Raw genomic sequence first — 12,822 nt, 5'->3', positions numbered from 1 at the left:
GCTCTGGACCGTCTGGGAAAATCAATCTCATGAGTACCCGCACCGCGACCGCCGGCCAACCCGAGTTGGCGCCCCGGCCCGGCCGTCCGTTCGGGATCTACATCCACGTACCGTTCTGCGCCACCCGGTGCGGGTACTGCGACTTCAACACCTATACGCCGGCCGAACTCGGGGGCGCCAACTCGGGTTGGCCGGCGGTCGCGGTGCGGGTACTCATGAGATTGATTTTCCCAGACTGTCCAGCGCCGACTTTTGCTCACCGTGCGCGCAAATATGGCCCGGTTAGGGCAGGTGACGACAATCGTGGCACAATGGCGGACGTGACTGCCGCCCGCAACAGCACCACCCGCATTCAGCTGGTGGCCCGTCGGCATGTCGATTTCAAGCGCGTTTGTAGCTGTTGCTGTCTGCCTTGATCCTGCGTTGATTTCGGACCCCCGCCCGCCCCATAGTTTCAGCTGGCACCGGATCTGCGCCGCCGGACAGCCACCGGTGATCTGCGCGGTCTGAATGTCAGCTCCTTTGCGAAGGAGCACAACAGTGACAACCCCCGAGGCCCCCGTGAAGGCCGACCGCCCCGCGAAGAAGCCCCGTGACGAGGGTCAGTGGGCGCTGGGCAACCGTGAGCCGCTCAACCACCCTGAGACGTTCAAGCAGGAGGACGACGCCCTCAACGTCCGCCAGCGGATCCTCGACGTCTACTCCAAGCAGGGTTTCGACAGCATCGCCAAGGACGATCTGCGCGGCCGCTTCCGCTGGATGGGCCTCTACACCCAGCGCACCGAGGGCTACGACGGCACCTTCACCGGCGACGACAACGCCGACCTGCTGGAAGCCAAGTACTTCATGATGCGGGTGCGCACCGACGGCAAGGCCCTCTCGGCACAGGCCGTGCGCACCCTGGGGCAGATCTCGGTGGACTTCGCCCGCGACAGCGCCGACATCACCGACCGGGAGAACCTGCAGTACCACTGGCTGCGCATCGAGGACATTCCGGAGATCTGGCGGCGCCTCGACGAGGTCGGGCTGCAGACCATGGAGGCCTGCGGCGACTGCCCGCGCGGCATGCTCGGCTCCCCGGTGGCCGGGGATTCGCTGGAAGAGGTGCTCGATCCCACCCCGGCACTGCGGGCGATCGAAGAGCGCTACATCGGTAACCCGGAGTTCTCCAACCTGCCGCGGAAGTACAAGACCGCGATCTCGGGTCTGCAGGACGTCGCCCACGAGATCAACGACGTCTCGTTCATCGGCGTCAACCATCCCGAGCACGGTCCGGGCCTGGACGTCTGGGTCGGCGGCGGCCTGTCCACCAACCCGATGCTGGCCCAGCGCCTCGGCGTGTGGGTGCCGTTGGAGGAGGTCGCCGACGTCTGGGAAGGCATCACCTCGATCTTCCGGGACTACGGCTACCGCCGGCTGCGGTCCAAGGCCCGGCTGAAGTTCCTGGTCAAGGACTGGGGCCCGCAGAAGTTCCGCGAGGTGCTCGAAACCGAATACCTCAAGCGTCCCCTCATCGACGGTCCGGCCCCCGCGCAGGTGCCGCACACCGTCGATCACGTCGGCGTGCAGAAGATCCGCAACGGGCTCAATGCGGTGGGCGCCTCGGCCATCGCCGGCCGGGTTTCGGGCACGATCCTGACCAAGGTGGCCGACCTGATGGAGGCCGCCGGCTCGGACCGCGCGCGGTTGACCGCCTACCAGAAGCTGATCATTCTCGACGTCCCCGATGAGAAGCTCGACGCGCTGCGCGACGGTCTGGAGGCGCTCGGCCTGGACACCCGGCCGTCGCACTGGCGCCGCAACCTGATGGCCTGCACCGGCATCGAGTACTGCAAGCTGAGCTTCGCCGACACCCGTGGTCGCGCCCAGCATCTGGTGCCCGAGCTGGAGGCCCGGCTCGGCGATCTGAACGCCGAACTCGACGTGCCGATCACCGTGAACCTCAACGGCTGCCCCAACTCGTGCGCCCGTATCCAGGTCGCCGACATCGGCTTCAAGGGCCAGATGGTCGACGACGGCAACGGCCCGGAAGAGGGCTTCCAGGTGCACCTCGGCGGCAGCCTGGGCCTCGACAGCGGTTTCGGCCGCAAGCTACGCCAGCACAAGGTGCTGGCCACCGAGCTCGTCGACTACATCGATCGGGTGGTCCGCAATTTCGTGAAACAACGCGAGGACGGTGAGCGTTTCGCTCAGTGGGCGGTGCGGGCCGACGAAGACGATTTGCGATGAGCCGCTTGCGCGAAGAGCGTGAAGCTGCGATGAGCCGCTTGCGCGAAGAGCGGGCAGATGCGATGAGTGGAGCGAGAGCTGTGACCGAGGAACAACTCAAGGAGCTGGCCGAGCGCGGTGCGGCCGAACTGGCCGATGCCGGCGCCGAGGAGCTGCTGCGGTGGACCGACGAACATTTTCGCGGGTCCTACGTGGTGGCGTCCAACATGCAGGATGCCGTCCTGGTCGAGATGGCCGCGAAGGTCCGTCCGGGTGTGGACGTGTTGTTCCTCGACACCGGCTACCACTTCGCCGAGACCATCGGCACCCGGGACGCCGTGGAGGCGGTCTACGACGTGCGGGTGGTCAACGTGGCCCCGGAGCGCACCGTCGCACAGCAGGACGAGCTGCTCGGCAAGGACCTGTTCTCCCGGGACGCCGGCGAGTGCTGCCGGCTGCGCAAGGTCGAGCCGCTGAGCAAAGCCCTGAGTGGCTACCGCGCCTGGGTCACCGGCATCCGCCGGGTCGAGGCGCCGACGCGGGCCAACGCGCCGCTGATCAGTTGGGACGCCGCGTTCGGTCTGGTCAAGATCAACCCGATCGCAGCCTGGTCCGACGAGGACATGCAGGCCTACATCGACGCCAACGACATTCTGGTCAATCCCCTTGTCTACGAGGGCTATCCGTCGATCGGATGTGCCCCGTGCACCAGCAAGCCGGCCGCAGGTGCCGATCCGCGCAGCGGCCGGTGGGCCGGCCAGGCCAAGACCGAATGCGGGCTGCACGCCTCGTGAGGTTTCCGTGACGCTCGTTCTCACCGCACACGGCAGCGCGGACCCGCGTTCGTCGGCGAACGCGCGTGCCATCGGCGGGCACCTGCGCCGTCTGCTGCCCGAGACCGAGGTGCGGGTCGCGTTCTGTGAGCAGAACGCACCCAACCTCACCGAGGTGCTCCCCGACGTCGACGCCGGGGCCGTGGTGGTGCCACTGCTGCTCGGCAGCGCCTACCACGCCCGGATCGACATCCCGGAGCTCATCGCCGACTCCGGCGCCGAGGTGATCCAGGCCGACGTGCTCGGCGAGGACCCCCGATTGCTGCAGGTGGTGCGCGAACGACTCAGCGCGGTCGGGGTGTCACGCTTCGACGCCGGGCTGGGCGTCATCCTGGTCGGCGTGGGCTCATCACATCCGGCGGCCAACACCCGCACGGCGGCCTTGGCCGAGGCCTTGGCCGTTGGTACGCGCTGGGCCGGTACCCATGTGGCGTTCGCCACCGGTCAGACGCCGTCCTTGTCCGAGTCCGTGGACCGGTTACGGGATCGCGGTGCCCGCCGCCTGGTGATCGCGCCCTGGTTCCTGGCACACGGCCGCATCACCGATCGGGTGGCCGAATTCGCCTCTACCGCAGGGATTCCCATGGCAGAGCCACTGGGAGCGCACCGGCTGGTGGCGGCCACTGTGCTGGATCGTTATGAAGAGGCGCTGGCCACCCGTCGCGCCGGCTTCGCCGCCTGATTCCCCTGCCGAGCAGACGTAAACCCGTCGATTTCGCGGTGAAGTTGAGCGGTTTTGCGTCTGTTCGCGACAGGAGGGGCACCCCTCGCCCACTTGACTCCCATACCCCAGGGGGTATATTTGGACCTATCGATATACCCCCTCGGGTATATGCCATGTCCGCCGAGGAGCCGAACAATGAAGTTCATCCAGTACTACCTGGACTGTCTGTCGCACGCGTCATACCTGATCGGGGATGAGTCGACCGGCCGCGCCGTCGTCGTCGACCCGCAGCGCGACGTCGCCGAGTACATCGCCGATGCCGAGAAACTCGGCCTGCAGATCACCCACGTCATCGAAACGCACTTCCACGCCGACTTCCTGTCCGGCCATCTCGAGCTGGCCGAGGCCACCGGCGCGGTCATCGTGTACTCGTCGGTCGCCCGGCCCGAATTCGATCACCTCGGGGTCGAGGATGGCCAACGCATCTCCCTGGGCGAGGTGGTGCTGGAATTCCGGCACACCCCCGGCCATACCCCGGAGTCGATGAGCATCGTGGTCCATGAGCACGCCGACGACGCCACGCCCTACGGCGTGCTGACCGGTGACACCTTGTTCATCGGTGATGTGGGCCGGCCGGACCTGCTCGCGTCGATCGGCTTCACCCGCGACGAGCTGGCCGACAACCTCTACCACTCGCTGCACGAAAAGCTGCTGACGCTAACGGATGCCACCCGGGTCTTCCCGGCCCACGGCGCAGGTTCGGCGTGCGGCAAGAACCTGTCCACCGAACTGTCGTCCACGATCGGTGAGCAGAAGCAGACCAACTACGCACTGCGCGCGCCGGACAAGGAGTCGTTCATCGAGCTGGTGACGGCCGGACAGCCGCCGGCACCAAGCTATTTCGGGTACGACGCAATCCTCAACCGCAAAGACCGGCCGTTGCTCGACGAGGAGGCCACCCCGCCGGCTCTGGATTACCGGCACGCCGCCGAAGCTGTGGCGTCCGGTGCCATGCTGGTCGACGGCCGTAGCCCCGAGGACTTCGCGAAGAGCCACCTGCGCAACGCGATCAACATCGGGCTGGCCGGTCGTTATGCAGAATTCGCCGGTTCGGTGATCACACCGGATGCCGACATCGTGCTGGTCACCGAGCCGGGCGAGGAACGTGAGGGCAAGAACCGGTTGGCGCGCATCGGATTCGACCGGGTGCTGGGTTACCTCGACGATCCCGAACGCGCGATGTTCGAGCACCGAGACGATGTGGAAGTGGCATCCCGGCTGACCGCGCACGCCTTCGGCGAGCGGGCCGGCGATATCGCCGACCTCCAGATCGTCGACGTGCGCAATCCAGGCGAGACCGAGGCCGGCATGATCCCCGGCGCGATCAACATCCCGGTGGGACAGCTGCCGGACCGCACGGCCGAACTGGACCCGACCCGCCCGACGGTCGTCTACTGTGCCGGCGGCTACCGTTCGTCTGTAGCGGCCAGCCTGCTGCGCCGGCGCGGCTTCACCGACGTCAGCGACATCCTGGGCGGCTACGGCGCCTGGCTGGCCGCAACCCAGACCGTTTGAGAGACAGGAGAATACGACACATATGTCCAGCCCACGCAAGCATGAGGTCCTGATCATCGGCGGCGGTACAGCCGGGATCACGGTGGCCGCACGGTTGTTGCGCCGGCACCACACCGACGTCGCGATCATCGAACCGTCGGACAAGCACTACTACCAGCCGCTGTGGACACTGGTCGGCGGCGGCCAGGCGACGGCCGCCGAAACCGAGCGTGCCGAGGCGTCGGTGATGCCCCGCGGCGCCACCTGGATCAAGAGTGCGGTGACCTCGGTCGACCCGGACGCCAACACGGTCACGTGTGCCGACGGTACGACCTACGGCTACGACGTGCTGGTCGTGGCACCGGGAATCCAGCTGGACTGGGACCGCACCGAGGGTCTGGCCGACACCCTGGGCTCCGAGGGCGTCTCCTCGAACTACCGCTTCGACCTCGCCCCGCGCACATGGGAATTCATCCGCAACACCCGATCCGGGACCGCGGTGTTCACCATGCCCTCCGGTCCGATCAAGTGCGCCGGCGCACCCCAGAAGATCGCCTACCTGGCCTGTGACCATTGGCGGCGCCAAGGGGTGCTCGACGACATCGACGTGCACCTGGTGGTGCCGACCCCGCGGATTTTCGGCATCCCGGCCATCGCCGACAATCTGGACAAGGTGATCGCCGATTACGGCATCACGCTGCACACCGGAAGCGAAGTCCGCTCTGTCGATTCCGGCGCCCGCAAGGTGACGATGACGAGCATGGCCGAGGGAATCGAGACCACGCTGCCCTACGACGTCCTGCACGTGGTGCCGCACCAGTCGGCACCGGACTGGATCAAGACCAGCCCGCTGTCGACCAGCCATGTCGGCGGCGACGCCAACGGGTATGTCGACATCGACAAACACACCATGCAGCACGTGCGCTATCCCAACGTGTTCGCACTCGGCGACGCGGGCTCGTCACCGAACTCGAAAACCGGTGCGGCCATTCGGAAACAAGCGCCCGTCGTGGTGGACAACATCGGCGCGGTGTTGAGCGGGCGACCACTGCTCGCCTCGTACGACGGTTATGCCTCCTGCCCCATCGTCACGTCCTCGAAGGACATGCTGCTGGCCGAGTTCGACTACGACTTCACCCTCAAACCGTCCTTCCCCCTGCTCGATCCGGTCACACCGCACCGGCCGTACTGGTACCTCAAGAAGTACGGGCTGCCCGTCCTGTACTGGAACCTGATGTTGAAGGGTCTGGCCTGATGTCCAATCCGTCGATCATCGACGCAACCGAACTCAACGAGCTGACGCGGGACGGCGTGGGCCCGCGGCTCATCGATGTCCGCACCCCTGGTGAGTTCGAAAGTGCCCATATCCCAGGCTCTTACAACGTCCCACTGGACCTGCTGCAGGAGCATCGTGACGAGATCGCCCAGCACCTCGACGAGAATGTGGTGCTGATCTGCCGCTCCGGGCAACGTGCCGGCACCGCCGGGCAGGCGCTTCGCGAGGCCGGGCTGCCCAATGTCTCGATCCTCGACGGTGGGATGACTGCCTGGCAGGACAAGGGATTCGTCGTGCGCCGCGGCGCCCAGCGCTGGGACCTCGAACGCCAGGTGCGCCTGGTTGCGGGGTCGATCGTGCTCGGCAGCGTGCTGGGCAGCATCGCGTCCCCCAAGCTGAAATGGGTCGCGGGGGCGATCGGGGCCGGGTTGACCACCGCGGCACTGACAAACACCTGCGCCATGGGAATGATGCTGGCCAAGCTGCCCTACAACCGGGGCGCGTCCTGTGATGCCCAGGCGGTGGTCGAGCAGCTGATCGGTACCAAGAAGACACCTTCCGGCGCGTCGGCATGATCGCCCTGGCTGTCGCACTGGCCGTCCTGGTCGGGGTGTCGCTCGGACTCCTCGGCGGGGGCGGGTCGATCCTGACGGTCCCGCTGCTGGCCTATGTGGCCGGTATGGAGGCCAAGCAGGCGATCGCCACCTCGCTCGTGGTGGTCGGGGTCACCAGCGCGGTCAGCACACTGTCACATGCCCGCGCCGGTCGGGTGCAGTGGCGCAACGGGATGCTGTTCGGGGCGGCCGGCATGGTCGGTGCCTATCTCGGCGGGCTGCTGAGCTATGTCATCGAGGGCTCGGTGCTGCTGATCGCCTTCACGGCGGTGATGGCGGCCACCGGGATCGCGATGATCAGGAGGCGCACCGCCTGCGCTTCGACAACGCGCACGCTGCCGATCGCCAAGGTGCTTCCGATGGGGCTCGGCGTCGGGGTGGTGACGGGTGCCGTCGGCGCCGGCGGCGGATTCCTCGTGGTGCCCGCCCTGGCGCTGTTGGGCGGCCTGCCCATGCCCGTCGCGGTGGGCACTTCGTTGCTGGTGATCACGATGAACTCCGCAGCGGGCCTGGCCGGCCATCTCAGCACCGTGCCGATCGACTGGACGATCGCCGGGGCAGTCACCGCCGCGGCGGTGCTGGGCAGCCTGATCGGCACCCGACTGACTGCCCACGTGGACCCCGGCGTGGTACGACGGGCCTTCGGCTGGTTCGTGTTGCTGATGGCATCGGTCATTCTCGGTCAAGAGGTAGATCCGGCCGTCGGGCTCACCGCCGCCTGCCTGACTGTACTGGCCGGTCTCAGCACCGTCAGCTGTGCGCGGCTGGGATGGTGTCCGCTGCGGTGGCTGTTCGGCCCACCGGCGGCCACAACATGACCCCCACACATACCCCCACGGGTATGATGGAGAATCAACAGACTCAAAAGTTAGGGGCGACAACATGATCTGCGACGAGGAATCGATCGCCGCCATTCTCAACCGGCTGCGCCGCGCCCAAGGACAACTCGCCGGCGTCATCACCATGATCGAACAGGGCCGTGACTGCAAGGACGTCGTCACCCAGCTCGCGGCGGTCTCCCGCGCGCTCGACCGCGCCGGGTTCAAGATCGTCGCAACCGGTCTGCGCGAATGCATTGCCGGTGAAAGCGACGAGCCGATGGATGTGGCCGATCTGGAGAAGCTGTTCCTGACCCTGGCGTGATCCGCGGCCGGGTCAGTTGATCGTCAGCGCCTCGTCCTCGTCTCGGCTCGCAGAATTCTTGCCCTTGTCGTCCGTGTCGTCCTGGTCGCTCCGTGAAACCTGCACATCACCGGCGATCTGCGGAACCCGCGTCGCCCGCACGTAGACAGTGTCGCCCTCGCGTAGCCCCAGCGCCTCGGCGTCACCCCGGGTGATCTGGGCCGTGAACGGCACGTGCGTTGCGGCGCTGGTCAACTCGACGCGAACCTCGAAGCCCAGCATCACGATCCGGTCGATCGTGGCCCGCAAGACCCCGGTGGCCTCGGCCGTGCCGTCACCGGCGGCCACCGCCAGTTCGGGATTACGACCCACGCGAATGTCGTGCGGGCGCACCAGGATTCCGTTGAGTTCGGAGACCGCGCCCAGAAACGACATCACGAACGCGTTGGCGGGCTCGTCGTACACCTCGGTCGGTGAACCGACCTGCTCGATGCGCCCCTTGTTGAGCACTGCGATCCGGTCCGCCACATCTAGGGCCTCGGCCTGGTCGTGGGTCACCAGCACGGTGGTGACGTGTACCTCGTCGTGCAGCCGGCGCAGCCAGGTACGCAGATCGTCGCGCACCTTGGCGTCCAATGCCCCGAACGGCTCGTCGAGCAGCAGCACCTGCGGGTCGACGGCCAGCGCCCGCGCCAGCGCCATCCGCTGACGTTGACCGCCCGAGAGCTGGTTGGGATAACGGGTTTGAAAACCGGCCAGCCCCACCACTTCCAGCAGGTTGTCGACCTTCTCCTTGACCTCGGCCTTGGGGCGCTTACGGATCTTCAGACCAAAGGCCACGTTGTCGCGGACCGTCAGGTGTTTGAACGCCGCGTAGTGCTGGAACACGAAACCGATACCGCGGCGCTGCGGCGGGATTCCGGTCACGTCACGGCCGTTGATGGTGATGGTCCCGGTGTCGGGTTGGTCCAGTCCGGCGATGGCACGGAGCAGGGTGGACTTGCCCGAGCCGCTCGGCCCCAACAGGGCGGTGAGCGAACCGGAGGGCACCTCGAAGTCGATGTTGTCGAGCGCGGCGAAATCGCCGTAGTGCTTGTTCGCGCCCCGAACCACGATCGCGTCGGTCATAGTTCTTCCCTTCTCGGCCCTACTGCGCGGCCTTGGTTCGACGACGGTCGAGGATGACCTGGACCACCAGGACCACCACGGCCACCGCCATGAGCAACGTCGAGATGGCGTACGCGCCGTACACCGAGTCGGCGGTGCCGCGGTTGTAGCGGTCGGCCACCAGCAAGGTCAGCGTCTGAGAGGTGCCCGGCAGGTTCGACGCCACCATGAGCACCGCACCGAACTCTCCCAGGGTGCGGGCCACGGTCAACACGATGCCGTAGGTCAGGCCCCACCGGATCGACGGCAGGGTGATCCGCCAAAAGGTCTGCCACCACGTCGATCCCAGTGTCGCGGCGGCTTCCTCCTGATCGGTACCGATCTCGTGCAACACCGGTTCGACCTCGCGGATGACGAACGGCACGGTGACGAAGATGCTGGCCAGCACGATGCCGGGGAATCCGAAGATGATCTTGAACCCGAGGTTGTTCTCGACGAAACCGAACAACCCGGCCGACCCCCACAGCAGGATCAACGCCACACCGACCACCACCGGCGACACCGCGAACGGCAGGTCGATGACCGCCTGCAGCGCACTCTTGCCACGGAATTTGTTGCGCGCCAAGACCAATGCCGTGGGGACACCGAACAACACGTTCAGCGGCACCACGATCGCCACCACCAACAACGACAGGTTCAGCGCCGAGATGGCCGCGGGCGTGCCCACCGATGCGAAGAACTCGCCGAGCCCCGGGCCGAACGTGCGCCACAAGATGAGACCCACCGGAACCACCACGAGCACCGTCACATAGGCCAGGGCAAGAAACCGCAACAGGTAGCGCATCCGCGGGGAGAGCGTCATGCCGAAAGCTCCTCACGTTTGGCCACCCGCGACCCCACCGCCCGGAGCACGAACAACACCAGGAACGAGATCAGCAGCAGCACAATGGAGATCGCCGCGGCCCCGGTGCGGTCGTCGTTCTCGATCAGGGTGCGGATCCACTGCGAGGACACCTCGGTCTCGCCCGGCACCGCACCACCGATCAGCACCACCGAACCGAACTCGCCGATGGCCCGCGAGAACGCCAGCCCGGCGCCGGACAGCAGCGCGGGAAGCAACGCCGGCAGGATCACCTTCACGAAGATGACCCGGTTACTGGCCCCCAGCGAGGCCGCGGCTTCCTCGGTCTCGCGGTCGAGCTCCAGCAGTACCGGCTGTACCGAGCGCACCACGAACGGCAGGGTGACGAACAACAGCGCGACACCGACACCCCACTTGGTGTGCTGCAGGTGCAGACCGACCGGGCTGGCCGGGCCGTATAGCGCCAGCATCACAAGGCTCGCCACAATCGTCGGCAATGCGAACGGCAGATCGATCACCGAGTCCACCAGCCGTTTACCCCAGAATTCGTCGCGGGTCAGCACCCAGGCCACCACCAGGCCGAACACCAGGTTGACCAATGTCACGCCGGCCGAGATGGTCAGCGTCACCCGGAACGAGTCCACCGCCGCGTTGGAGGTGACGGCCAGCCAGAAGGCGTGCCACCCGCCGCCGGCCGCCTGCCACACGATCGCGGCCAACGGCAGCAGAACGATGATGCTCAGCCAGATCGACGCGGCCCCCACGCGCAGTGAGGTGCTGCCGTAGCGGCCGGGCCGCTCACCTGCCGGCGCGCCCAGATCCGTCTGGGCGGCATCGGTCTGGGCCACCGACGTCATCCAGTCGCCTGCTTGTAGATCTTGGTGATGGAGCCGTTGTCCTTGTCGAACAACGATGGGTCGACCTCATCCCAGCCGCCCAGGTCGGCGATCGTCCAGAGCTTCTCCGGCGTCGGGAAATCCTTGGTGAAGTCCGCCGCCACCGCCGGATCGACCGGCCGGAACCCGGCCTCGGCCCACAGCTTCTGCCCCTCGGGGGTGAACAGGAAGTTCAGTAGGGCCTTGGCCTTGTCGGCATGGGCGCTGGTCTTGACGACGGCCACCGGGTTCTCGATCTTGAAAGTCTGGGGCGGGTTGACGTGCTCGACCGGCTTGCCCTGCCGCTCGACGTTGATCGCCTCGTTCTCGTAGCTGATCAGCACATCCCCGGTGCCCTGCAGGAACACGTCGGTGGCTTCACGGCCGGAACCCGGACGGGTCTTGACGTGCTCGGTCACCAGCTTGTTGACGAAGTCCAGACCGGCCGCCGAATCCTTGCCGCCGTTGCTCTTCGCCGCATAGGGCGCCAACAGGTTCCACTTGGCCGAACCGGAACTCAGCGGGCTCGGGGTCACCACCTCGAGTCCGGGTTGCAGCAGATCGTCCCAGTCCTTGATGCCCTTGGGATTGCCCTTGCGCACCACCAATGACACCACAGATCCGAACGGGACGCCCTTGGTGTTGCCGGCATTCCAGTCCTCGGCCACTTTGTCGGCCTTGACCAGCCGGGTGATGTCGGGTTCGACCGAGAAGTTGACGATGTCGGCCGGCTTGCCGTCGACGACGGCACGCGACTGGTCACCAGAGGCGCCGAAGGACTTGGTCACCGCAACACCCTTGCCCTCCTCGGTGGCGGCGAACGCCGGGATGATCTTGCTCCACCCCGGTTCGGGCACCGCGTAGGCAACCAGGGTCAGGGTGGTGTCGGCACCCGCGGCGGCGTCGTCCCCACCGGGAACGTCGCTGGCACCGCCGGCGCACCCGACCGCCAACACACTGGTGGTGGCCAGGACGGCGGCGGTGCGCCACAGCCGCGCACGGGAGAACACCGATCGGCTGAGGTTGGTCTTGTTGACGGACACTGAGGACCTTTCTGGCAGACAGCGGACAATGCGAGGTCCGTCATGCGGAAAGGCGAGGGAGGTGAGGGAGGCAACAGCAGAGCATCCGGGCACAGAACCGCCACCGACACCAAACCGCAGACGGGTTGGGGTCAGCGACAACAGGCGACGTCAGCAACAGCGCGTGCACCCACGGCAATGAGAGCCAAGACATGGCTCTCGGTCTTGCCGGACGCTGAATGCATGGCGCGAAGAATAACAGAATTCCGCCGTCGCGCCTGCCGGGCAGTGCGGGCCGGAGTCAGCGGGTCAGCAACCACATGACGATGACCAGGACGACCAGGAGAACCAAGATCAAGGTGACACGCGACCGCGGCATACCGTTCACTCCGATTCCATCTCCTCCGTCGGGGCATGGCGAAGCCGGTGCAACCCGGCGGTTCCCCAGCCCAGCGCACCGTCGAGCACCACGGCACTGCCGTAGGCCAGCGCCAGTACCACCGGCATCACCACCGCGGTCTGCACGACGAACGGCAGCCCGGTGAGCCACAGTTCGACGCCGTCCCACCAGCTCAGGATTGCCGTCATGGGCCCAAGCGTAGGCGATCGCCGAATCACCGTTCTTCATCCCGCCCCGCCCGTAACATTCGCCACGCCCGGCGCGGGTAGACGCCGCCTGTATCCG

Annotated in this window: 15 protein-coding genes and 1 pseudogene; 10 read left to right on the top strand and 6 right to left on the bottom strand. The window is 66.6% G+C overall.

Annotated features, from left to right (window positions below; genetic code table 11):
* Window positions 1-29 precede the first annotated feature (29 nt).
* From A5699_RS28440 to A5699_RS10930, 10 genes and pseudogenes are all read left to right on the top strand, one after another.
* A pseudogene (locus tag A5699_RS28440) lies at window positions 30-180 on the top strand (coproporphyrinogen III oxidase); the annotation flags it as partial.
* A gap of 35 nt (window positions 181-215) precedes the next feature.
* Window positions 216-416, top strand: a complete 201-nt coding sequence (locus A5699_RS30265; protein WP_369806688.1) for an Ms4527A family Cys-rich leader peptide — start codon at window positions 216-218, stop codon at window positions 414-416.
* Window positions 417-510: 94 nt separating this feature from the next.
* A complete protein-coding gene (locus tag A5699_RS10965; RefSeq protein WP_369806687.1) occupies window positions 511-2,229 on the top strand; it encodes a nitrite/sulfite reductase in 1,719 nt (572 codons plus the stop codon).
* 62 nt (window positions 2,230-2,291) lie between these two features.
* Entirely contained in the window at window positions 2,292-3,002 is a 711-nt protein-coding gene (locus A5699_RS10960) for a phosphoadenylyl-sulfate reductase (protein ID WP_067769097.1), read from the top strand.
* 7 nt (window positions 3,003-3,009) lie between these two features.
* Window positions 3,010-3,723 carry a sirohydrochlorin chelatase gene (locus A5699_RS10955; RefSeq protein WP_067769080.1) on the top strand — a complete coding sequence of 238 codons (714 nt, stop codon included), beginning with the start codon at window positions 3,010-3,012 and terminating at the stop codon, window positions 3,721-3,723.
* Window positions 3,724-3,900: 177 nt separating this feature from the next.
* Window positions 3,901-5,280, top strand: coding sequence for a rhodanese-like domain-containing protein (locus A5699_RS10950; protein WP_067769078.1), 1,380 nt, complete (start codon window positions 3,901-3,903; stop codon window positions 5,278-5,280).
* A 22-nt stretch (window positions 5,281-5,302) separates the two neighbouring features.
* Window positions 5,303-6,514: an FAD/NAD(P)-binding oxidoreductase gene (locus A5699_RS10945; RefSeq protein WP_067769076.1), complete on the top strand. Its 1,212-nt coding sequence runs from the start codon at window positions 5,303-5,305 to the stop codon at window positions 6,512-6,514.
* Complete coding sequence (locus tag A5699_RS10940) at window positions 6,514-7,110, top strand: rhodanese-like domain-containing protein (protein WP_067769074.1); 597 nt, start codon at window positions 6,514-6,516, stop codon at window positions 7,108-7,110. The genes A5699_RS10945 and A5699_RS10940 overlap by 1 nt, the downstream gene beginning before the upstream one ends.
* Window positions 7,107-7,967 carry a sulfite exporter TauE/SafE family protein gene (locus tag A5699_RS10935; protein ID WP_067769072.1) on the top strand — a complete coding sequence of 287 codons (861 nt, stop codon included), beginning with the start codon at window positions 7,107-7,109 and terminating at the stop codon, window positions 7,965-7,967. The genes A5699_RS10940 and A5699_RS10935 overlap by 4 nt, the downstream gene beginning before the upstream one ends.
* Before the next feature lie 64 nt (window positions 7,968-8,031).
* Window positions 8,032-8,292, top strand: a complete 261-nt coding sequence (locus A5699_RS10930; protein ID WP_067769070.1) for a metal-sensitive transcriptional regulator — start codon at window positions 8,032-8,034, stop codon at window positions 8,290-8,292.
* A gap of 12 nt (window positions 8,293-8,304) precedes the next feature.
* Here the strand turns inward: A5699_RS10930 and A5699_RS10925 are convergent, their stop codons facing one another.
* The 6 genes from A5699_RS10925 to A5699_RS10905 all read right to left on the bottom strand — a co-directional run bounded on the left by A5699_RS10925 (window position 8,305) and on the right by A5699_RS10905 (window position 12,725).
* Window positions 8,305-9,399, bottom strand: a complete 1,095-nt coding sequence (locus A5699_RS10925; RefSeq protein WP_067769068.1) for a sulfate/molybdate ABC transporter ATP-binding protein — start codon at window positions 9,397-9,399, stop codon at window positions 8,305-8,307.
* 19 nt (window positions 9,400-9,418) lie between these two features.
* On the bottom strand, window positions 9,419-10,240 hold the full coding sequence (gene cysW, locus A5699_RS10920; protein ID WP_067769066.1) for a sulfate ABC transporter permease subunit CysW: 822 nt from the start codon (window positions 10,238-10,240) through the stop codon (window positions 9,419-9,421).
* Window positions 10,237-11,097: a sulfate ABC transporter permease subunit CysT gene (cysT, locus tag A5699_RS10915; RefSeq protein WP_067769064.1), complete on the bottom strand. Its 861-nt coding sequence runs from the start codon at window positions 11,095-11,097 to the stop codon at window positions 10,237-10,239. The genes cysW and cysT overlap by 4 nt, the downstream gene beginning before the upstream one ends.
* Window positions 11,094-12,158: a sulfate ABC transporter substrate-binding protein gene (locus A5699_RS10910; RefSeq protein WP_369806686.1), complete on the bottom strand. Its 1,065-nt coding sequence runs from the start codon at window positions 12,156-12,158 to the stop codon at window positions 11,094-11,096. Before A5699_RS10910 ends, cysT begins: the two co-directional genes overlap by 4 nt.
* 131 nt (window positions 12,159-12,289) lie before the next feature.
* Window positions 12,290-12,382 (bottom strand): Ms4533A family Cys-rich leader peptide, encoded by a 93-nt coding sequence (locus A5699_RS30260; RefSeq protein WP_369806685.1) that lies wholly within the window; start codon window positions 12,380-12,382, stop codon window positions 12,290-12,292.
* A 139-nt stretch (window positions 12,383-12,521) separates the two neighbouring features.
* Entirely contained in the window at window positions 12,522-12,725 is a 204-nt protein-coding gene (locus A5699_RS10905) for a hypothetical protein (protein WP_067769062.1), read from the bottom strand.
* Between the last annotated feature and the right edge of the window lie 97 nt (window positions 12,726-12,822).

The organism is Mycobacterium sp. E802 (assembly GCF_001666875.1).
Lineage (GTDB): Bacteria > Actinomycetota > Actinomycetes > Mycobacteriales > Mycobacteriaceae > Mycobacterium.
Note: the sequence above shows the minus strand (reverse complement) of the source record. Positions and strands in the feature narration are given on the sequence as shown.

What these genes read in the sequence shown, in the direction of transcription:
- A5699_RS30265 (WP_369806688.1), top strand. Translation starts at nt 216, where the DNA reads ATGAGATTGATTTTCCCAGACTGTCCAGCGCCGACTTTTGCTCACCGT.
- A5699_RS10965 (WP_369806687.1), top strand. Translation starts at nt 511, where the DNA reads ATGTCAGCTCCTTTGCGAAGGAGCACAACAGTGACAACCCCCGAGGCC.
- A5699_RS10960 (WP_067769097.1), top strand. Translation starts at nt 2,292, where the DNA reads ATGAGTGGAGCGAGAGCTGTGACCGAGGAACAACTCAAGGAGCTGGCC.
- A5699_RS10950 (WP_067769078.1), top strand. Translation starts at nt 3,901, where the DNA reads ATGAAGTTCATCCAGTACTACCTGGACTGTCTGTCGCACGCGTCATAC.
- A5699_RS10945 (WP_067769076.1), top strand. Translation starts at nt 5,303, where the DNA reads ATGTCCAGCCCACGCAAGCATGAGGTCCTGATCATCGGCGGCGGTACA.
- A5699_RS10940 (WP_067769074.1), top strand. Translation starts at nt 6,514, where the DNA reads ATGTCCAATCCGTCGATCATCGACGCAACCGAACTCAACGAGCTGACG.
- A5699_RS10935 (WP_067769072.1), top strand. Translation starts at nt 7,107, where the DNA reads ATGATCGCCCTGGCTGTCGCACTGGCCGTCCTGGTCGGGGTGTCGCTC.
- A5699_RS10930 (WP_067769070.1), top strand. Translation starts at nt 8,032, where the DNA reads ATGATCTGCGACGAGGAATCGATCGCCGCCATTCTCAACCGGCTGCGC.
- A5699_RS10925 (WP_067769068.1), bottom strand. Translation starts at nt 9,399, where the DNA reads ATGACCGACGCGATCGTGGTTCGGGGCGCGAACAAGCACTACGGCGAT.
- cysW (WP_067769066.1), bottom strand. Translation starts at nt 10,240, where the DNA reads ATGACGCTCTCCCCGCGGATGCGCTACCTGTTGCGGTTTCTTGCCCTG.
- cysT (WP_067769064.1), bottom strand. Translation starts at nt 11,097, where the DNA reads ATGACGTCGGTGGCCCAGACCGATGCCGCCCAGACGGATCTGGGCGCG.
- A5699_RS30260 (WP_369806685.1), bottom strand. Translation starts at nt 12,382, where the DNA reads ATGCATTCAGCGTCCGGCAAGACCGAGAGCCATGTCTTGGCTCTCATT.
- A5699_RS10905 (WP_067769062.1), bottom strand. Translation starts at nt 12,725, where the DNA reads ATGACGGCAATCCTGAGCTGGTGGGACGGCGTCGAACTGTGGCTCACC.